Origin of the sequence: Novosphingobium sp. THN1 (assembly GCF_003454795.1) — a bacterium.
GTDB lineage: Bacteria > Pseudomonadota > Alphaproteobacteria > Sphingomonadales > Sphingomonadaceae > Novosphingobium.
This window is the reverse complement of sequence record NZ_CP028347.1, coordinates 561,230-581,905: the sequence shown is the minus strand read 5'-3', so window position 1 is coordinate 581,905 and position 20,676 is coordinate 561,230. Positions and strand designations below refer to the sequence as shown.

15 protein-coding genes and 1 pseudogene are annotated in these 20,676 nt (G+C 65.1%); 8 read left to right on the top strand and 8 right to left on the bottom strand.

All coding sequences use genetic code 11. The annotated features are described in order from the left end of the window. Positions 1-5: 5 nt before the first annotated feature. Positions 6-842, top strand: coding sequence for an SDR family oxidoreductase (locus tag C7W88_RS02950; RefSeq protein WP_118074539.1), 837 nt, complete (start codon positions 6-8; stop codon positions 840-842). A gap of 21 nt (positions 843-863) precedes the next feature. Here C7W88_RS02950 and C7W88_RS02945 read toward each other — a convergent pair whose 3' ends face one another. The 6 genes from C7W88_RS02945 to C7W88_RS02920 all read right to left on the bottom strand — a co-directional run bounded on the left by C7W88_RS02945 (position 864) and on the right by C7W88_RS02920 (position 7,379). Next, entirely contained in the window at positions 864-1,856 is a 993-nt protein-coding gene (locus tag C7W88_RS02945) for a DUF4402 domain-containing protein (RefSeq protein ID WP_118072427.1), read from the bottom strand. Further along, the gene (locus tag C7W88_RS02940) at positions 1,856-4,597 is read right to left on the bottom strand and encodes a hypothetical protein (RefSeq protein ID WP_118072426.1); all 2,742 of its coding nucleotides are present in this window, start codon (positions 4,595-4,597) and stop codon (positions 1,856-1,858) included. The genes C7W88_RS02945 and C7W88_RS02940 overlap by 1 nt, the downstream gene beginning before the upstream one ends. A gap of 1 nt (position 4,598) precedes the next feature. Next, a complete protein-coding gene (locus tag C7W88_RS02935; protein ID WP_118072425.1) occupies positions 4,599-5,504 on the bottom strand; it encodes a hypothetical protein in 906 nt (301 codons plus the stop codon). Between the two features lie 13 nt (positions 5,505-5,517). Further along, positions 5,518-5,934, bottom strand: coding sequence for a hypothetical protein (locus C7W88_RS02930; RefSeq protein ID WP_118072424.1), 417 nt, complete (start codon positions 5,932-5,934; stop codon positions 5,518-5,520). 82 nt (positions 5,935-6,016) lie between these two features. Continuing rightward, positions 6,017-6,544: a DUF4402 domain-containing protein gene (locus tag C7W88_RS02925; RefSeq protein ID WP_118072423.1), complete on the bottom strand. Its 528-nt coding sequence runs from the start codon at positions 6,542-6,544 to the stop codon at positions 6,017-6,019. 559 nt (positions 6,545-7,103) lie between these two features. Further along, on the bottom strand, positions 7,104-7,379 hold the full coding sequence (locus tag C7W88_RS02920; protein WP_039336287.1) for an HU family DNA-binding protein: 276 nt from the start codon (positions 7,377-7,379) through the stop codon (positions 7,104-7,106). 357 nt (positions 7,380-7,736) lie between these two features. Between C7W88_RS02920 and C7W88_RS23385 the strand changes: the two genes are divergently transcribed. The 5 genes and pseudogenes from C7W88_RS23385 to C7W88_RS02900 all read left to right on the top strand — a co-directional run bounded on the left by C7W88_RS23385 (position 7,737) and on the right by C7W88_RS02900 (position 14,300). Continuing rightward, the gene (locus tag C7W88_RS23385) at positions 7,737-8,456 is read left to right on the top strand and encodes an efflux RND transporter periplasmic adaptor subunit (protein WP_240344789.1); all 720 of its coding nucleotides are present in this window, start codon (positions 7,737-7,739) and stop codon (positions 8,454-8,456) included. Positions 8,457-8,598: 142 nt separating this feature from the next. Further along, positions 8,599-8,913, top strand: coding sequence for an HlyD family secretion protein (locus C7W88_RS23380; RefSeq protein WP_240344788.1), 315 nt, complete (start codon positions 8,599-8,601; stop codon positions 8,911-8,913). 6 nt (positions 8,914-8,919) lie between these two features. Then, positions 8,920-12,056: pseudogene (locus tag C7W88_RS02910) on the top strand (efflux RND transporter permease subunit). Continuing rightward, a complete protein-coding gene (locus C7W88_RS02905) occupies positions 12,053-13,453 on the top strand; it encodes an efflux transporter outer membrane subunit (RefSeq protein WP_118072422.1) in 1,401 nt (466 codons plus the stop codon). The pseudogene C7W88_RS02910 and the gene C7W88_RS02905 overlap by 4 nt, the downstream one beginning before the upstream one ends. A gap of 73 nt (positions 13,454-13,526) precedes the next feature. Continuing rightward, positions 13,527-14,300, top strand: a complete 774-nt coding sequence (locus tag C7W88_RS02900) for an SDR family NAD(P)-dependent oxidoreductase (protein WP_118072421.1) — start codon at positions 13,527-13,529, stop codon at positions 14,298-14,300. A 29-nt stretch (positions 14,301-14,329) separates the two neighbouring features. Here the strand turns inward: C7W88_RS02900 and C7W88_RS02895 are convergent, their stop codons facing one another. Beyond that, positions 14,330-16,429, bottom strand: a complete 2,100-nt coding sequence (locus C7W88_RS02895; RefSeq protein WP_240344787.1) for a protein-disulfide reductase DsbD — start codon at positions 16,427-16,429, stop codon at positions 14,330-14,332. Positions 16,430-16,504: 75 nt separating this feature from the next. On the opposite strand from C7W88_RS02895, the gene C7W88_RS02890 reads away from it, so the two are divergent. Both C7W88_RS02890 and C7W88_RS02885 read left to right on the top strand, forming a co-directional pair. Continuing rightward, the gene (locus C7W88_RS02890) at positions 16,505-18,190 is read left to right on the top strand and encodes an alkaline phosphatase family protein (RefSeq protein ID WP_370073176.1); all 1,686 of its coding nucleotides are present in this window, start codon (positions 16,505-16,507) and stop codon (positions 18,188-18,190) included. Beyond that, positions 18,171-19,388, top strand: a complete 1,218-nt coding sequence (locus C7W88_RS02885) for a UbiH/UbiF/VisC/COQ6 family ubiquinone biosynthesis hydroxylase (protein WP_118074537.1) — start codon at positions 18,171-18,173, stop codon at positions 19,386-19,388. The genes C7W88_RS02890 and C7W88_RS02885 overlap by 20 nt, the downstream gene beginning before the upstream one ends. A 698-nt stretch (positions 19,389-20,086) precedes the next feature. Here C7W88_RS02885 and C7W88_RS24605 read toward each other — a convergent pair. Continuing rightward, entirely contained in the window at positions 20,087-20,326 is a 240-nt protein-coding gene (locus C7W88_RS24605; protein ID WP_370073223.1) for a hypothetical protein, read from the bottom strand. Positions 20,327-20,676: the final 350 nt, after the last annotated feature.

The window sequence follows — 20,676 nt, the reverse complement described above, 5'->3', positions numbered from 1 at the left end:
AGCGCATGAGCGGACACATTGCCGGCAAGTCGATCATCATTACCGGCGCAGGTGGAGGCTTTGGCAGCCTGGTGGCGCGCAAGGCGGCGGGGATGGGGGCCAGCGTCACGCTGGGCGACATCGACCTTGCTGCTGCCCAAGGCGTGGCCGATGCCATCCTTGCAGAAGGCGGCAAGGCGCAGGCAGTGGCTGTCGACGTGCGTGACCTGGCGCAGGTCAAGGCATTGGTCGCCGCTTCGCTCGATGCGTACGGCGCGGTGGACGTGATGATCAACAACGCCGGGATCATGCCGCTGGCGTTCTTCTCGGACCACGAGGCGGCTTATCCCGCCTGGGAGCGCTGCATCGACATCAACATCAAGGGTGTGCTGAACGGCATGGTCGCCGCCTACGATCCGATGATCGCGGCAGGACGCGGGCAGATCGTCAACATCTCGTCGATCTACGGCAATTTCCCGGTGATAGGCGCGGCGGTCTATGGCGCGTCGAAATCGGCGGTGAACTTCCTTTCGGAATCGCTGCGAGTGGAAAGCCGCGGACGGATCAAGGTGACCACGATCAAGCCGACCGGTGTGCCGACAACCGGCCTTTCCGGCACTGTGGTCAACCAGGCCGCCGGCATTGGCATCGTTGCGCACAACATGCCGGATTTCATGGATATGGTCGGTCAGATGGCGCAAGGCACGTTCCCGGCGGAGCGGCTCGATCCCGAAGCCATCGACTATGCCAGCCTTGCACCCGAACATATCGCCGATGCCGTGATCCACGCGATCGACCAGCCTTGGGGCGTCTCGATTTCCGAAGTGACTGTCCGGGCGGCCGGAGACCACTTCGTTCTGTGAGGCGCGCGATCGCTCGTCGCGTCAGTTGTATTGCACCATCACCGTCATGGTGCCTGTCAGCGTACCGAGCGCCGAGGAGCCCGTCAGCGGCACGGAACCTCCCACACTGACATCGACCGTACCGACCGAGCCGGTTGCACCGCTCAACACTTGCGCGCCGCCCCCGCTATTGGTCAATGTGGCCGTGACCGAGCCGCCGCTGCCTGACAACGTCATCGTCGTCGGCACCGAAACGGTTACCGCCTGACCGCCTTCCCCGCTCACCGTGAACTGTGCCGCCGTCGCAGCGGGTGACGGAAAGCGGCGGACATTGGTCCCGGTGACCGAAACAATGCCGTCGGGCGTCAGCGTAACAGCCCCCGAACCGCTGGTGGGCCGCGTGACCGAGCCGAACTGCAGGTCCTGTGTCTTGGCAATGCTGACAGGGCGGATGACCTTGGCAATGATGTTGCCGACAAGCGAATCCGATCCCCCGCCCGTCGCGCGCTGTGCGGTGATCAGGTAGGAACTGGTCGCGCTCCCTGTCGGATCGGCAGAGTCGTTGCCGTCTACGGGCAGGTCAAAGCCGATCAGGAACGTGCGTGATGATCTGCGCGGAATGGGGGCCAGATTGATCACGATATAGCTCCCCGCGCTGTAGGCTGAGGTAACCGTGGCGGTGCCGTTGGCAAGGCTGATCGCGGTGATGTATCCGACGCGCCCCGTAGGCGATCCGGCCAGTGCCAGCGTGACCTGAACATTCGTGGTATTGCACGCAAAGGTATTGCTGCACGAAATCGTGACCTCGGCGTTTGCGGACGTGTTTGACAGCCGCACCCCCGAGCCGGAGACCACCGTGACCGATCCGGATGAGGCGCTGGACCGCAGTACCGTCTGACCGGACGCGGCAGAGACGATATCGCCGAAGTTGGCATCAGTGATCGTGTCGACCGTGTAGCTCTGGGCATGCGCTGCCGAAATCGGCACGAACGGCAACAAGACGATGCACAGCGCGGCCAGCAGCAAGCGGATCATCAGCGTTTCACCATCTGTACGTGTTCGTTGAACGCGACTTCACCGTTGACATCAACCACCCGTCCATCGGCACCCACTATTGCAAACAACGGCTCTTTCAACCGCATGCCGAGGCGGGCGGCCTGGTCGGCGTCGATCTCGATTGCATACTTGCCCGGCTTCACCGCGTCGAACACTACGGTGCCATCGAACTCGGTCATGCCGGATGCGACATCGCCCTTGGACGAAACGAGCCGCACCTTGACCGCCGACAGGCCGCTCAACGCGCCATCGCGGCCGCGGAAGCGGATGCGCGTGACCAGCTCGGATGTGGGCACCAGCGGAAAGTCGATCCGCGCAACTCCCCCTGCACGTGCGGCAAACGTGATGTTCTGCGGCGGAGGCGCCACGAAGACGGTATCGGTGCCCGAGATATCGGCGCGCAGCGAAGTCATGTTGCCATCGCCCAGGCCGGTCACGAACGCCCGGCCCTGCCCGTCGGTCACGGTCTTCAGCCCGCCACCTTGCACCACCACGCCGGGCACCGCTTCCTCGCCCTGATCGCGCCGACCGTTGGCATTCGCGTCGATGAACGCGAGGAGCGCAGCGCTTGCCCCGTTGGCAGGACCTGGAGGTGTAACGCGATAGCGGCCCTGCAGCGGGTCCCGCGCTATCCCGAAGTTGAGCTGGACGCCCACTCGCCAGCGGTTCTGGCTCGTTGACCAGTCGCCGCCCAATGTTGCCGTCGCCATGGGCAAGCGGGCGGTAAAGCCCGCCTGCAATGCCGTATCGCGCCCAGCAAAATTGCGGGTCGCGCCAAGGCGCAGGCTGTAGCGATCGCCAATTGCGCGGTCAGCGGCAAAGCCCAGCGTTTCCAGCCGGGTGCCGGGCTTGATCCCGAAATCGGCAGTGGCGCGAAGCTGCCACTTGTAGTCGATCAACCGCATCGCGCCGAGATTGGCGTTGATCCGAGTGTCGGAAAAGCCGCCCTGCGTGCGGTGGCTGTAGTCGGCACCGATGGCGAACAAGGTCTGCCCCACATTCGCCGTGGTGCGTGCCCGGGCCGAGAGGGTCTGGCTGCCGTCGACGAACTCGGCGCGGTCGAACCGACCGGAGACCGGCAGGCCAAGCGAGCCGGGCAGCGGCACAGCGAGGTCGAAGACTACTTCGCTATAGCGGCGCATCGGGCGCGACGGATCGAAAGCGGTATTGGCTTCGTCGGCAAAACCCCCGCCGTATTCGACATGGCGGCCAAGGAAGCTCACGCCGGCGATGCGTCCGGCAAGGCCCAGCGAAATTGCACGCCCGCCTGCGAAGTCGCTGGCAAGGTCGGTCTGCACCGCAAGGCCCAGCAACGAGTTGCGCGTGCCGATCAAACCGATGACGTGTGAACTGCCGCCAAAGTCGGTGAAGCGCGACAGGCCGGCCGCAAAGGTCAGGTGCTCGCTTATGCCGTGGGCGATGTTGAAGGTGGCGCGCAGATCGCCCTTGCCCTTGGCAAAGCCGCTGAGGTTCGCATCAGACAGGTCGATTACGGTCCGGTCCTGCGAGACGATGCCGAGATCGACAGTGGTCTTGCCCGCAGCAAGCTGGCCGCCACCCACGTTGATCACGCGGGTGCGTTCGATGCGTTCTCCGCGCGGACCGTAAAGCACGACGCGCAGGGCGTTTCGGCCGCGCACCAGCGGGATATCGTTGAATTCATAGCGTCCCTGCACCCCCGCACCGCGCTGGGCAGAGCGCAGGATGTCGTTGACGTAGAGCTCGGCATCGTATCCCAGCGGCAGTTCTCCGCGCAGGTTGATGCGCTGGAACACGCTCGCCTCGTCAAGGCGCGAGGAGGAGAATGCGAAACCCGCCCCGCCAAGGCTGCGCGCGCCGATGACCTGCGGCGGCGTGAAGACATCGCCCAGCGCGGCCGAAGTGCCGCCGAGCGAGCCGAGCAGCCGGCCTTCTTCGGACCGGCGCGTGAAGGCGAGGCGGGCCGAAACCGGATCGCCGTGATCGTCAGTGGCGATCCAGGCGTTGAAGCCGGCTTTCAGCAGATCACCCGCAACCCGCCCTTCGAACCGCGTGACTGCACGGCCGCCGCCGTTGACGCCTTCGCTGTTGTAGCCAAGCTCGGTCGTGAAATCGAAAGCGGGGGCGCTGGCCCAGCGGTACGGCGTTGCCACGCGCATCGCATCGTCCTGCGTCTCGGGCTGGCCGGCCAGACCTGCCATGCGGGCCAGGCGTTCGCGTTGTGCCTGTAAGGGAAGCTTTTCCGTGGCCTCGAGTGTGAGGATCATTTCGTCGGCGATGGACGTGATCTTCAGCGGCAGCAGCTTGGCCACCAGAGAGGCTCGCAGGTAGATGTCGGTTTCGGAGACGAGGCTGTCGGGCGGAATCAGCGCGACAACCTTGCCGCCAATCAGAGCCTGCGCTGACCTCAGGTCGATGGTGATCGGACGCTGGCCTTCGCCGATGCGCCCCGATGCGACGCCGTTTGCAACATCGATATCGAGCGGAAGTTCGAGCAGGCGGGTCAGCTCGCCAAGCGGCAGCAGCGGGTCTGCGGGATCGCCATAGGCTGTCAAAGCCTCGCTGATCGTGGTGCCGTCAAGCTGCACGGAAAACAGCAGGAGGTCCTCGTTCGCAGCCTGCGTTGTGCCGAGCGCAGACGACCCGACCAGCGAATCGGGGGCCTGCACGGGCGCAGCCGGTCCCGCTGGCGCGCTGCTGTTGGCAGCGGCCAGGGCCAGAATGGCCAGCGTTGCGGTCATTTCAGGGGGCGGTGTAGCTTCCGCTGGCGATCTCGACCGGCTTCTTCCCGTCGTCGGCGCTGTAGGTGGCGGTCACCACTTCGCCGCGCTTGAGCGGGCGGAGCAGAGGCACGAGGGCCTGGCGCTCGTCAGCTTCCGGGTAGACTGCGATGCCTCGCGCCACGCCGACAACTTCCTTGGCCGTGCGCAGTTCGAGATTGCCGTAAAGCGAAGTCGTGCCCTTGCGCTGCAAGGTGACTGCAAGTGCAGGGCCATCGCGCGTGGTGGCGGGCGTTATCGCGCCAATTCCGCCGGTTGCATCGGGAGTGCCGCCCCGCACGATCAGCGGGATCGAGATGCCGAAGACCGACTGAATGCGAAGAACCAGCTCGCCCTTTTCGGCGGCGGCGGCCTGTTCGGCGGTCAGCCCCGCATCGGCGGGCGGCACCGTGGTGACGGTAAGGTGGGTGCGGTACTCCGCAGTCGCGCCGGTGTCGGCCAAGGTGGCACGAACGCGGATCGTCTTGCCCTGGCCCGGCGGCAGGATCAGGCGGCTGGGCGCGGCGAGCACGAAAGGCTTGGCCGATCGCACTTTCGCGCCAAGTCCCTCGGCTCCACGTTCTGCGAGGCGGCTGATCGGCACGATCTCGCCAGAGGGCAGCATGGCATTGTCGACCAGCGCCACGTCAACCGTCACCGGGGTGGTGCCCTGGTTGAATACGTAGACCGCTTCGGTGCGCTTGGTGGAATCGAAGATCACGCGGCGGGGCGTAATGTTGATGTTGGCCGCGGCCGCCTGAACCGGGACGGTCACCTGGGTGTCCTGCGCCTTGGGCGCGGTAATCGGCAGCGGTGCCTGTTGTGCAGCCGCCATTGCAGGCGCCAGCAAGGTCAGGAGGCCCGGCATGATCAGGAGGTTGCGCTTCATGGCTCTATGACCTTCAGTTGAATTGCGCGAGGAACAGGATGGAACGGTCGCCTGGAACACTGCCGCGTATTGCGCCGCGCAGGCGTGCGTCGGATGATGCCGGTTGCAGCAGATCGATGCGGTAGACGCCGCTCGCCATGACCAGAACGCCGCTGGCGTCACGGGGCATGCCCTTCTGGCCCGGCTTGCGCGGTGACATCAGCACCGAGACCGAGTCTCCCGCATCGCCATTGAGGAACACCGCGGAAACGGCGTCGCTCAGGATGTCGAACGAGAATCCGGCGCCAACCGGTTCGAGGATGACCACGGCCGCCTCTGCCGATGCGGGTGCGGTGGCAGCATGGGCAACCGTTGGCGAGGCCATGGTCGCGCAAGCAGCGAGGAGCGCCTTGGCAATATGCCCGATGCGAACCTTCGATCCCGCGTCCATGGCTTGTCCCCCTCTCGCCGACGGTTGCCGTCTGCCTCGGGAAGTTGCCGCGCAGTTGCGGCAATGCTCCCCTGAAGTTCCATCACTGATAGGTGACAGTTACCGTGAAGTTGCCGGTGTAGGCACCCGAAGCCTGGGTGTCGGGCAGGCTGAACGACCCGCCGACGTTGAGCGTGGCCGATCCAGCGGCGGCCAGTGCGCCCGAAAGCGTCACCGTGTTGCCGAAGTCGGGCAGCAGCGTCACCGGAATGGTGTTGGTGCCGCTGGTCAGGTTGACCGTTGCCGGGATCGAGGTGGTGACGGATTGGCCACCTTCGCCATCGACAGTGAACTGGGCGCGGCTGGTCGTGCTGGCGAGCGCCACGGCGCCGCTGGCGGCAACAACCGAGTTGCCGGTGTTGGCGAGCGTGACCGTACCGGTGCCGCCCGTGCGGGGGCGCACGATGCGACCGAAGGCAAGGTCGCTGTTCTTGGTGATCGTCAGCGGACGGACGATGGTGACCGACCCCGTTGCAGTGGCACTGCTGGTATTCGCGGCGCTCTGGGCGAAGGCGGAACCTCCGGCCAGAAGCCCGGCGGCGATTGCCGCGCTGGCAAGCAACTTCTTCATCTCAATTCCCCTATCCAACACTCCGGAGCTACCGGAGTTGTCCCGAGAAGGATCGTGCCGGATGTTGCACAAACCTTTGCCGGCGAACTGGCCGGACAAGGGGATTTCCTAGGTAGAGCGCCCTAAGCAATGGTTAATTCTGACCGGCCTCAGGCGGGGCCTGAGTTGGCGGTCGTTTACCAACATAAAAATGGAAATTCGTTTATATTCAGCGGCATCTGCGGGATTTTAGCGCGATGCAAGGGCAAGTTTAACAGGATTTAATGTTGTGACTTGGGGCTTTGCCCAGATGGTCGTTAACTAAAGTGATTAATGGCTCATCCCGTCCGCCAAGGTTGCTGGATAATCTACGGCAGGGCTCCTTGGCCCTGATGAGGACGTGACGGGGCGATGCGGCGTGCCGGCAGAATCGGATGGGGTTCTGGAAGCGGATGCCGGTTCGACCGTCTGAACGGGATCACGGCTTCATCGCCGGATTACCGGCGTAATGCTTGCGGGCCTTGTGCCCAGCAGGATGTGGACCCGGCGCCCGCAGGGGCAGGCGCCGGTCCGGAACGGATCAGCCGTTCAGCTTGTCCTTGACCGCCTTGGCAGCCGAGAAGGTCAGCTTGTTCGAAGCTGCGATCTGGATGGTGGCGCCGGTCGAGGGGTTACGGCCTTCACGGGCCGGGGTGTTCTTGACCTTGAACTTGCCGAAGCCGTTCAGCGAGACTTCCTCGCCCTTCGCGGCTGCGTCGGCGATCGCGGCAAACACGCCATCGACGACCTTGCGGGCGTCTGCCTTCGAAAGGCCGTGGCTTGCTGCGATGGTATCTGCGAGGTCGCTGTTGTTCATTGTCCTGATGTCCTCTGCTGGAAAGGGACGGCACGGCTAACGCAAGCAGAACCGCGAAAGCCATGGCCTGCAGCCGTCTTTCCACCGAATTTCGCGCGCTACCAGTGATTTTGCGGCGATTTTGGACTTGCACTGCGACGAATCGGAGATTTTGAGGAACTTCAAGGCCAGTTGTAACTTTGTGTCGCAGCTTTTGCACTTGCCCATCAAGGGGCGTGCGCCAAGGCGGCAATCTGCTAGACACGGGCCGGAAACGCATCTCGCACTTGCAGCACGGATGGCGCCGCACAGGGCGTGATTCACGATTCTGCTGTGGCCGGTGCGATGGAACGATCGAGATTTCGAGAGAGACTGTCCTTGTCGTCGACCAACCGCTTTGTATTTGCCCTGCCTATCGTTGTTGCCTCGGCGCTGGCGCTCTCGTCCTGCGGTTCTGCCGACGCGCAGAAGGAAAAGCCGACGCCGGTCGTCGGTGTCATGGTGGCAAGAACCGAGCCGGTCGAACTGACGACCGAACTATCCGGTCGTACGGAAGCCTCGGAGATCGCCGAAGTGCGCCCGCAGGTGGCTGGGCTCGTAACCGCGAGGCTGTTCCAGGAAGGCTCGTTCGTGCGGGCCGGGCAGCCCCTCTACCAGATCGATTCCCGGCTCTATGCCGCCAGCCAGGCGCAGGCCTCGGCGTCATTGGCCGCCGCGCAGGCGACGGTGGAGGCCAACCGCCTCAAGGCCGAACGCTTTGCCCTTCTGGCGGAGCAGGGCGGGGTAAGCCGGCAGGAAGCGGCAGATGCCCGCGCGGCCTACAACCAGTCACGCGCGGCGGTGGGACAGGCGCGGGCCGCACTTTCATCGGCTCAGGTCAACCTCGGCTTCACCCGCGTCACCTCGCCGATCAGCGGACGCATCGGCATCTCGATGGTCACGAAGGGCGCTTTGGTGACGAACGCCCAGGCCACACCCATGGCCAAAGTGCAGCGGCTCGATCCGATGTACGTCAACATCAAGCAGTCGGGGCTGACTTCATTGCGCTCCGTCGCGCGATCGAAAGCGGCAAGCTCGTTGCCGGAGCGGCACCGGTAACCGTGATCCTGCCCGATGGCAGCACCTATCCGGTGGCAGGCAAGCTCAATCCGGCTGACATCGACGTCGATCCCGAAACCGGGACGATCACCGTTCGCGCCGTCGTGCCCAATCCCAAGGGGGACCTCTTGCCGGCCTGTTCGTGCGTGCCCGGGTGGGGCAGGGCACGGTGCCCAACGGCATACTCGTGCCTCAGGCCGCCGTCAGCCGCGATCCGCGTGGCCGGGCCAGCGTGCTTGTCGCCAATGCCAAGGACGAGCTTGAGAAGCGCGATGTCGTTGCCGACAATCCGGTTGGGCAGAACTGGCTGGTCACATCAGGATTGAAGCCGGGCGACCGGGTGGTGGTCGAAGGTCTGATCAGTGCCCGCGAAGGGCAGAAGGTCAAGGTGGTGCCGGCTGGTTCGAAGCCTGAAGCCCAAGGGCCAGCGGCATCCGAAAAGAGCGGCGGGAACTGATCGCGGATGATTTCCCGGTTCTTCGCCTATCGCCCGATCTTCGCGTGGGTTCTGGCCATCGTCATCATGGCCGCCGGCTTGCTGGCACTGCGCACCATGGGCGTGGAGCAATATCCCGATATCGCGCCGCCAACGGTCTCGATCAACGCGACATACGGCGGCGCCGACGCCTCGACGGTCGAGAATTCGGTCACCCAGGTCCTCGAGCAGCAGCTCAAGGGCCTCGACGGGATGCTGTACTTCAGTTCGACCTCGTCGAACGGTTCGGCAAACATCACCGTCACCTTCGACAAGGGTACCGATCCCGATACTGCGCAAGTTCAGGTCCAGAACGCGATCTCGCGCGCCGTGAGCCGACTGCCAGCGGTGGTCCAGCAGCAGGGCGTCAACGTCAACAAGGCGCAGTCCGATCAGCTGATGGTCGTCTCGATCTACGACAAGACGGGCCGCGCGACCAATTCCGACATCTCCGATTACCTTACCACGCACTTCCAGGACCCAATCTCGCGCGTGGAAGGCGTCGGCAGCACGAACGTCTTCGGCGGCTCCTTCGCCATGCGGGTCTGGCTCGATCCCTTGCGGCTGGCGGCGGTGCAGTTGATGCCGTCCGACGTGACAGCGGCGCTTCAGGCGCAGAACACGCAAGTTGCCGCAGGCGAAATTGGCGCCAATCCTGCGCCGGAAGGGCAGCGGCTCAATGCCACGGTCACCGCGCGCTCGCGCCTTGAAACGCCGGAGCAGTTTGCGAATGTGGTCGTGAAGACCAATGTCGACGGCTCAGTGGTAAAGCTCAAGGACGTCGCCCGGGTCGAACTGGGTGAGGAAAGCTACGGCGCGCTCAGCCGGTTCAACGGCATGCCCGCCACCGGCCTTTCGATCAGCCTCGCCTCAGGCGCCAATGCCACCCGCACCGCCGATCTGGTCAAGGCCAGAGTGGAGGAACTCTCGGCCGACCTGCCCGAAGGCTATGCCGTTGCCTATCCGCGCGACAGCTCGATCTTCGTCAAGCTTTCGATCGAGGAAGTGGTCTGGTCGCTTTTCGAAGCGATCGCACTGGTCGTGGTGGTGATGTTCGTGTTCCTGCAGAACTGGCGCGCCACCCTCATCCCGGCGATTGCCGTTCCGGTCGTCCTGCTCGGCACTTTTGGCGTGCTCTTCCTGTTCGGTTACACGATCAACACCTTGACGATGTTCGGCGTGGTTCTGGCCATCGGCCTGCTGGTGGACGACGCCATCGTCGTCGTCGAGAATGTCGAGCGTGTGATGCACGAGGAAAAGCTCGGTCCGCTCGAGGCGACGGTCAAGTCGATGGAGGAGATCACCTCGGCGCTGATCGGGATCACGCTGGTGCTGACCGCCGTGTTCGTGCCCATGGCGTTCTTCGGCGGATCGACCGGCGCGATCTACCGCCAGTTCTCGGTCACTATCGTCTCGGCCATGACGCTTTCGGTGCTGGTGGCGCTGGTGTTCACGCCAGCCTTGTGCGCCACGCTGCTGAAGCCCGTGGCAGATCACGAAAGGCCCAAGGGGCGCTTCTTCAGCGCGTTCAATTCGGGCTATTCCGGTCTTGAAGGGCGCTATCGCAAGCGGCTGGCCCGGGTCGTCGCGCGTCCTTCCGCCTGGATGATTGCCTTCATCGGCATCACCATCGCGATGGTGGTGCTCTATGTGCAGCTGCCGACCAGCTTCCTGCCCGATGAAGATCAGGGCAACATCTCGATCAGCTACCAGCTGCCGGTTGGCTCGACCTCGGAGCAGACCCGCGCCGTGGCGATGGGCATTTCGGATTACATCCGCAAGGCCGAGGCCGACAACATAAAGGCGGTTTTCGTGGTCATGGGCCGCGGACAGTCCGGATCAGCGCAGAATGCCGGGCAAGGCTTTATCCTGCTGAAGGACTGGTCCGAGCGAAAGGGTGCCGACAGGTCCGCCTCGGCCATCGCCGAACGGCTCAACGCCTACTTCCGCAAATCCCGTGATGCGCAGATCTTCATCCTCAATCCGCCGCCGATCCGGGGCCTTGGCAGCTCATCGGGCTTCGAAATGTGGTTGCAGGATGCGGCCGGCGCAGGCCGCGAGGCGCTTACCGCAGCGCGCCGCCAGCTGACCAAGCTGGCAGGCGAAGATTCGCGCATGGCGCAAGTCCGGTTCAGCGGCCTTGAGGACACGCCGCAACTGAAAGTGGACATCGATGACGATGCGCTGACCGCTTTCCAGATTGCGCCAGCCAGCGCCAACTCGACGCTGTCGATCGCCTGGGGCGGGCTCTACGTGAACGACTTTGTCGATCGCGGCAGGGTCAAGCGTGTCTACGTGCAGGGCGATGCGCCGTATCGCGCCAAGCCGGCAGACCTTGGCCAATGGTTCGTGCGCAGCAACAACGGCGAGATGGCGCCGTTCTCGGCCTTCGCTTCAACCCGCTGGACACAAGGGCCGGTGCGGCTTGACCGCTTCAACGGCATTGCTGCCCAGCAGCTTCAGGGCAGCGGCGCGCCGGGGGTGAGTTCGGGCGATGCGATGAAGATCATGGAGGAAAACGTCGGCAAGCTCGACGGCAACTTCACCCCGGCGTGGAGCGGCCTGTCCTATCAGGAGCGCGCGGCATCAAGCCAGTCGGTGCTGCTCTATGCGGCTTCGATCTTCTTTATCTTCCTGTGCCTCGCCGCGCTTTACGAAAGCTGGTCGGTGCCGGTGGCAGTGCTGCTTGTCATCCCGCTGGGAATTGTCGGCGCGGTGCTGGCGGTTACGCTGCGCGGCTTCGACAACGACATCTATTTCCAGGTGGCCCTGCTGACGACGATCGGCTTGTCCGCCAAGAACGCGATCCTCATCGTGGAGTTTGCCGAGTTCGCCATGGCCCGAGGCGCCAGCGCCATCGACGCTGCGCTGGAAGGGGCGCGTCTGCGCCTGCGGCCGATCATCATGACCAGCGTGGCCTTCATCGCCGGCGTCATTCCGCTGGCACTCGCCGATGGCGCGGGCGCGAATGGGCGGCAGGCGATCGGCACCGGCGTGATGGGGGGATGATCTCGGCAACCGTGCTGGCGATCTTCCTTGTGCCGGTGTTCTTCGTGGTGGTTAAGGGCTGGGTCGCTGGCCGCAAGAACCGGCGTAGGCCTCTTGCTGCAGGAGAACCGGCATGAAGCGGCGGGTCGCATTGGTGGCGCTGCCTGCGCTGGCATTGAGCGCATGCAATTTCGCGCCGAGGTACGTGCAGCCCACGCCGCCAGTGCCGCAGTCCCTGCCTCAGGGCGGGGTCTATCCAGCATTGGCCGGAGCTGAAACTGCCGTCGATGCGCTTGGCTGGCGCGACTTCTTCGTCGATCCACGCCTGCAGCAGGTCATCGCCACGGCTCTGGCCGAGAACCGCAACCTGCGCGCCACTCTGGCCAATGTCGAGCGGGCGCGGGCGCTCTACCGCGTGGATCGTGCGGCGCTGTTCCCCATCGTCAACGCTTCTGGAACGCTGTCGGCAGTGCAGGGAACCGCGGGCCGGGTGACCGACAATTTCCTCGTCCAGGCCGGGACGAGCGCCTACGAGATCGACTTGTGGGGGCGCTTGCGCAATCAGAGCCGCAGCTCGCTCGAGACCTATCTCGCCACCGAGGAAGGCCGCAAGGCAACGCAGATCGCTTTGGTCGCCGAGGCGGCGAGCGCATGGCTGTCCTACGCGGCGACGGCCGACGCCCTGCGCATCGCCGAGGACACCGTCGCCTCCCGTCGCCGCACGCTCGACGTGAACGTGCGGCGTGAAGCCAATGGCATCGGCACCAGGCTAGAAGTCGCCACGGCGACGACTGCGCTCAACAGCGCCGAGGCGGCGGTTGCGGACTTTCGCACCAGCCTTGCCCAGGCGCGCAATGCGCTGGATCTTATCGTCGCAAAGCCGCTTAGCGATGACCTACTGCCGACGACCCTTGGGACGGGCGACCAACTGCGCGATGCCCTGCCGGTCGGGCTTTCGTCCGAAGTCCTGTTGCGTCGCCCCGACGTGCTTGCGGCCGAGCACGACCTGAAAGCCACCTATGCCGACATCGGCGTGGCCCGCGCTGCCTTTTTCCCGACCCTTTCGCTCACCGGCCTGTTCGGCTTTGCCAGTGCCGGGCTCACCAACATCTTCAACAGTGGCGAATTCCAGAAAACGGTGAACGGCTCACTGCGGCAGCGCATCTTCGATGGTGGCGCCACGGCCAGCAACCTCGCCGCAGCCAAGGCGTCGCGCGATGCAGCGCTGGCCACCTACGAACGCACAATCCAGACCGCGTTTCGCGAAGTGGCCGATGCACTGGCGCGGCGCGGGACGATTGACGAAAGCATCCGTGCCCAGTCCTCGCTTGAGGCCAATGCGGCCACCGCCTATCGGATCAGCCAGTCGCGCTATGACGCGGGCGTCGCCAATTACCTCGAACCGCTCGATGCGCAGCGCACACTCTACAATGCGCGGCAGTCGCTGATCTCGGCGCGGCTGATCAAAGCGGCGAACATGGTCGAACTCTACCGCGCGTTGGGTGGCGGACTGGTGGAAAGCACAGGGAAGTGATTGCCCCGGCGAAAAGCGGGTTGCCAGATTTAACCATGCGCTTAAATGGTTCGCGCCATATCGGGAGAGAACCATGGAAGCCCCACGTTATTCGCTCGCAGGCCGCGTTGCGCTGATCACCGGGGCGTCATCGGGCCTCGGTGCACACTTTGCCCGCCTCTACGCAACCGCCGGCGCATCGGTGGTCATCGGCGCGCGCAGGGTTGAGCGCGTGGCCGCCCTTGCCGACGAGATCAACGGTCAAGGAGGCAAGGCACTCGCCGTTGCTCTCGACGTGACCGACGAAGCTTCGATCGTCGCGGCCTTCGATGCGGCCGAAGCCGGTGTCGGCGTGCCCGATGTCGTCGTCGCCAACGCCGGCATCGTCGAAGCGGGCCGCTCGATCGATCTGCCGGCCGAAGCGATGCGCCGGGTGGTCGATACAAACTTCAACGGTGTCTACCTGACAGCGCGCGAAGGAGCGCGGCGGATGATCGCGGCGGGATTGAAACAGAGCGAGAAGGGCCGGATCATCCTTACCGGATCGATCACCGCGCAGATGACCGCCACCGGCGATGCCGCATATGCGGCCACGAAGCTCGCCGTGCAGCACCTCGGCCGCCAATTCGCCCGCGAATGGGCACGCCTCGGGATCAACGTCAACGTGATCCAGCCCGGCTACATCCGTACCGAGATCGACGGCGAATGGTTCGATGGCGAAGGTGGCAAGGCCCAGATCGCCTCATGGCCGCGCAAGCGCCTGACCGACATCACCGCGCTGGACGACATGATGCTGTTCTTCGCCTCGGACGCATCACGACAGGTGACCGGCACCTTCATCTCGGTGGATGACGGGCAGAGCCTGTAATACCAAGCTGTGCAGCTTGGTATAAGGGCTTATTCCCCGACGAGTTCGACCAGCATGTCCTTGGTCAGCACCTGCGGCAACTGGCGCGGCTCGCCCCCGCCGTTGGGATACCACAGGTAAAGCGGCACGCCCGCGGCGCCATGGCTTGCCAGGAAGCGCGTGATTCTCGGGTCGCGCCGCGTCCAGTCGCCCTTCATCACCATCACGCCACGGAGGCGGAAGGCAGCGTCGACCGTGCTTGTCTCGATCGCGGCCTTCTCGTTGACCTTGCACGACAGGCACCAGTCGGCGGTGAAATAGAGGAAGATCGGCATGTAATTGGCCCGGGCATCGGCCAATACCTTCTCGTCAAACGGCACCGAGCCGAGCATGTCTTCCTCAGGGACCACTTCCGTGCTGGCAAGGCGTGGCGCGCCGATTGCGGCGATGGCAATCATAACCGCCGCCGCCGGAGCCATCCACCGCAGGGTTGACCGCCCGCCGCGCTGCACCTGGCCCACGCGCCACAAGGCGATGACCAGCACGATGGCGAGAGCCAGCAAGACGGCCGCAAACACCTCACCGCCAAGGCGTGAGGCGAGCCAGAGCAGCCCGGCTGCGGTCAGTGCCATCGGGATGGCCATGATGCGGCGGAAGCGCTCCATCCACTTGCCCGGCTTGGGCAGCAGGCGCCGCAGGGCAGGAACGAAACCAATCAGCAGGAACGGCAGGGCAAGGCCAACCCCCAGCGCAGCAAACACGCCCAGCGCGGCCCATGTCGGCAGGACCAGCGCCGCGCCCATCGCTGCGGCCATGAATGGCCCGGTGCAGGGCGTGGCGACGAAAGCCGCAAGCAGGCCGGTGCCGAATGCTCCCGAATGGCCTGCACCACGCTCGACCGAAAGGCCGGGGAGTTCGTAAAGGCCGGCGAAATTGGCCGTGATCGCAACCGCCAGCAGCAGCAGCACCGCAACCACGCCCGGCTCCTGAAGCTGGAACGCCCAACCAACCTGCTCTCCGCCCGCCCGCAGCGCCAGCATCACCCCGCCGAGCAGCAGGCAGGCCAGCACGACACCTGCCGTATAGGCCAGGCCCTCGCTGCGGGCATTGTGCGAATTGCCGCGCGCCAGCGCCAGCGCCTTGAGGCTGAGGATCGGGAACACGCAGGGCATGACGTTGAGGATCAGCCCGCCCAGGAATGCACCGAACAAGGCGAACGCCAGCGTCGCTGCGGTGAACGTCCCTTCGCCGCCGACTTCGTCACCGCCCTCCGGCACGGCTCCGCGGGCCGAGGCGAAAGCGATGCCGCCGGCATCCTTGCCCATCGCCAGCACCCCTTCGATCTTTTCGGCCGGGGCGGGTGATTTGGCCATCGGCACTTCCACCACCAGCGTATCGCCGTTGCGGAAAAAGCGCTGGGCGGCGGCGTAGTCGATAATCCGCTCGGTCTTGAGGAACAGGTGCGGAGCATCAAGCGGGGCCGAGGCAGGAAACGGCAGGGCAAGGCGCAGGGTCTGGCCCGTCACCGCGAAGGTGCCCGGCCGGTCCAGCGGCGCAGGCATCGCCGCGCGCCAGTCCTCGAAGCGCTTGTCCCCCGCGCCGCTCCCGACCGTAACCGTGCCCTGCAACTCGGCGCGTTCGGGCACGCAGATCTCGTTGGTGCAGACCAGCCACTGCGCCTTGACGCTGATCGGCATAAGTGTGCCCGGCGTGGCATCGGCGGGAAGCTTGAGGGGCACCAGCACGGCATAGTCGTGCTCGTACACGTGGTTCATCAGCCCCTGGATGACCAGCGTCTGCGGCACCGGAAACTGCATCGCGCCGGTGCTGGCGCCCTTGGGCAGGGTCCAGTCGAGCGTCAGCCCGTAACCGGCATCGCCGGGGTTGGACCAGTAGCCATGCCAGCCTGCCTCGGGCTGCATCAGCAGGGCAAGGGTGACAGTGCCGCCGGGCTGCGCCGGACCTTCGGCAATCAGGCTTGCGCGCATGTGGTTGGGCGCGGCTTGCGCATGGGGCACGGCCCATAGCAACAGCGCCGTCACAAACATCGCTATGATGCGCAAGGTCTTGATCCCGGCCAGTTCGCGTATCGGCATCAGGGCGTTACCGGTTCCATCTGGCCCCTTGAACAGGAGCGCCCGGCGGGCCATGCGTAGCGCTCTTGGGCGTCCTACGGCTGGCCTTCCCTTGAGTCCAGTGTACGTGCCCACAGGAGTATGTTTCGCGTGAAAAGCCTTTCCCGTTACGCCGCCGTTCTGCTGGCTTGTGCCGCCCCCGTCGTTTCCGTTTTCGCGCAGGATACAGCGCCTGCCGTGAGCCAGCAGGTTCCGGCCGGAGCGCCCAAGCTGATCGTGGCGATCTCGATCGACCAGTTCTCGGCCGATATCTTCGCGCAGTATCGCCAGCGCTTCACCGGCGGCTTTGCACGGTTGACGCAAGGGGCGGTGTTCCCCGCAGGCTTCCAGAGCCACGCGGCAACCGAGACCTGCCCCGGCCACTCTACGATCCTCACCGGCAACCGTCCCGCCCACACCGGCATCATCGCCAACTCGTGGATCGACCAGAGCGTAACCACCGGCCCGAAGGTCGTCTACTGCGCCGAGGACGTTGCGAAGCGCACGGCAGGATCGCGCGACTACGTCGCCTCGCCCGTGCATCTGCTCGTGCCGACGCTGGGCGAATGGATGAAGAAGGCAAACCCTGCAGCCCGCAACATCGCCGTCTCCGGCAAGGACCGCGGCGCGCTGATGATGGGCGGGCACGATATCGATCAGGTCTACTGGTGGAAGGGCAAGCAGTTCGTCACGCTGGCCGGGCGTGAGCCTGGCCCGACGGCAATTGCCCAGAACGCCGAGATCGACCGTCTCCTCGCCAAGGGCGCGGGTGAGTTTCCGCTGCCGGCCTATTGCCGTCGCGCCGATCGCGCGGTGCAGGCAGGCGACGTTTCCGTCGGCAATGGCCACTTCGCGCTGAAGGCCGGTGAGGCCGAGCAGTTCCGCGTCTCCCCCCGCCTCGATCGCGCCACGCTCGACCTCGCGGTCAAGCTGGTGGACGAACAGAAGCTGGGCCGGAACGCGGTCCCCGATATCCTGTCGGTAAGCCTCTCGGCCACTGACTATGTCGGCCACGCCACCGGCACCGAGGGCGCGGAAATGTGCATCCAGTTGACCCAGCTTGACCTGGCGCTCGGCGATTTCTTCGCCAGCCTCGACAAGCGCGGGATCGACTACGCCGTGGTGCTCACCGCCGACCACGGCGGTTTCGACATCCCCGAACGCCTCCACGAGCAGGGCCTTGAAAAGACCTCGCGCGTCGGCCCGGAAGTCTCGGCCGAGGCGCTGTCGGCCACGCTGGGCAAGCGCTATGGCCTCGAGCCCAAGGGACTGATCCTGTCGGACGGACCTGCGGGCGACTACTGGCTGCGCAAGGACCTCGACGTCGGGCTCAAGGGCAAGATCATCGACGATGCCAGCGCCATCCTGATGACCAGCCCGTTCGTCGAGAAGGTCCTCTCCGCCGCCGAAATCGCCGCAACCCCGATGCCCCACGGCTCGCCCGAAACCTGGACCCTGGCCGAACGCGCCCGCGCTTCGTACAACCCGCTGCATTCGGGTGACTTCGTGGTCATGCTCAAGCGCGGCGTGGTTGCCATTCCACAGGCGCGCAAGGGCTATGTCGCCACCCACGGCAGCCCGTGGGACTATGACCGCCGCGTGCCGATCCTGTTCTGGCGCAAGGGGATGACCGGTTTCGAACAGCCCAGCCCTGTCGAAACGGTGGACATCGCCCCCAGCCTTGCCGCACTGATCGGCCTCAAGACCCCCAAGGGGCATTTGACGGACGCTGCCTCGATCTCGATGGTGGCACGGCAAACACGTGTGGAGCATCGAAGTGAACGAGTCGCAGGCTGACGTCGTTATTCTGGGTGGTGGCCTTGTCGGCATGACGCTCGCCATCGGCCTCGCCAAGGCCGGGATCACCTCCCACGTGGTCGACAATTCCGACCCTGCGGCGCAGACCGCCGAAGGGTTTGACGGGCGCGCTTCGGCGATCTCCACCGCCAGCTGGAACCTCTACACCAACCTCGGCATGGCCGAGGACCTTGGGCCCAAGGGCTGCCCGATTGCCTCGATCGCGGTGACCGACGGGATGAAGCCGGGCCGGATCGACTTCAAGCCGGGCGAGGGTGACGGCTCATTGGGCCGCATGTACGCCAACCGCGATCTGCGCATTGCCATGTATGGCGTGGCGGCGCGGGAAGAGGCGATCACCTTCCACCCCAACAGCCACGTCGTCGCCCGCGAACGCGGCGAACACGGCGTTTCGGTCACGCTTAAGGATGGGCGTATCCTGAAGGGGCGGCTCATGGTCGCCGCAGAAGGGCGCAAGAGCCCGACGCGCGACGAGGCCGGGTTCACGCCCGCGAAGTGGGACTACGGCCACCGCGCGATCATTGCGGGGCTGACGCACGAGAAGCCGCACGGCAATGTCGCGTGGGAAGTGTTCTATCCGGCAGGCCCCTTCGCGCTGCTGCCGCTGCTCGATGAAGGGGGCAAGCATCGTTCGGCGCTGGTCTGGACCGTCGCCGAGAAGGACGCCGCCGCCGTGCTGGCCATGCCCGAGGCGATGTTCCTGAACGAAGTCGCCAGCCGCATGCACGGCATCTTCGGCCAGATCGAACTGGCCAGCCCGCGCTCGTCCTATCCGCTCAACTTCCACCACACCGCGCGCATCGTCGAGGACCGGCTGGCGCTGGTCGGCGATGCCGCGCACGGCATGCACCCGATTGCGGGGCAGGGCCTCAACGTCGGCCTGCGCGATGTCGCGGCGCTGGTGGAAGTGCTGTCGGACGGCGTGCGCCTGGGCCTCGACGTCGGCGATGCGCAACTCCTCGCCCGCTACGAACGCTGGCGCGCGGCCGATACCTTCATGGTGGCCACGGCGACCGACGTCCTCACCCGCCTGTTCGGCATCCCCGGCAAGCTGCCCTCGGCGGTGCGGCGCTTGGGCATGGCAGGCGTCCAGCGCGCCGCGCCGCTGAAGCGCTGGTTCATGGACGAAGCGCGCGGGATGAGCGGGGACCTGCCCAAGCTGCTACGCGCGGCGTGAGATTGGGGGATTAACCCCATCGACCCCCAACCCATTTTCGTCATCCCGGGCTCGACCCGGGATCCCGCTTTCCTTTTGGCCAAGCGCTGAAGAAGAAAAGCCAAGTCCCGGATCAAGTCCGGGGTGACGGGTTCGGGGTCTGCAGAGCTGAGGCTTGGATGGCTGTTTTGGGGTGGAAAGCTGCCGCTAGCTTTTCACCCTGAACGGGTGCTCAGGGTTGCTCTCGATGAACGCTGCGACCTCTCGGAGCCGCTCTGGATAAGGTTCCGCGTCTCTCCACCCTGTATTCGGGACAAACCTGAAACCAGCCATCCAGAGCAACTCGACCTTCTTCCACTGTTCGATGTCGGACTTTTTAGGCGCTCTGAATGCTCGCCCCATCCAATGCAACGCGTTGGCGCACTGGGGGCAAGTGGCGACACTCTCTTCGGAAACCTTCCACGACTTGCGGCAATCGAAGCAGGCGTGCGCTACCAAGTAATCTGGTCCGCGAGGCCGGACACCAGCATCGGGACCGGGGATCGAACGGTTCCCAATCGCTTTGCGGATTTCCATGCGCTCAGATTTCGAGGGGGTTTGCACCATATACAGCCAATTACAGCTTTTTACCGATGACCGGAATGCGGTCGTGTCCTGAACGGCAGCTCTTGGTGTGAAAATCGGAAAAGCGGACTAAGCTGCGGCTCCTAACTCCACCCTCAAACCTCCGGCGTAGACCCCGCCGGTGGGAGCGGCGGCACTGCAGGCGAAGCACTTGCCGTCGGCTCCGGCGCAACCGCCTGTGCAGGCGCGCTCACCGGCTGCGCGCCCATCAGCGCCGCAGCCTCAAGCTGATCCAGCGCACGCTGCGTCGCCATGTAGTCACGGGCGCGGACCAGCCAGTCTTGCGCGGCGTCGTGGCCGGGCATCTTTTCGACTTCTGCCGCAGCGGCCTCGATCTTGCCGCCGGCGAGGTAGGCGCGGGTGCGTTGCAGGCGGCTTTCAGGCGCGGGCGAGGGGAATCGTCGTGGCGGATCACGAAGAGGTCTGACAGCTGGCGGCCGAGCCAGTCGAACGTGCCCTCATCCGCCTTGCCGCCGACCAGCTCGGGCGCAAGGAGTTCGAACTGTTCGCCAAGCTGGGCGAGCGTGACCGGCGCGGCGCCTGCGGCAATCACGCGGTCCACCGCCGCGCCCTGCGTGGTGCCGAAGCGCGCGCGCAATTGTGCCTCGATCCAGCCGAGGGGCTGACCGCGCTCCAGTGCCCGGCGCGCGGCGAAGGCAAGCAGCAGCGATTCGGCGTGGGTGGC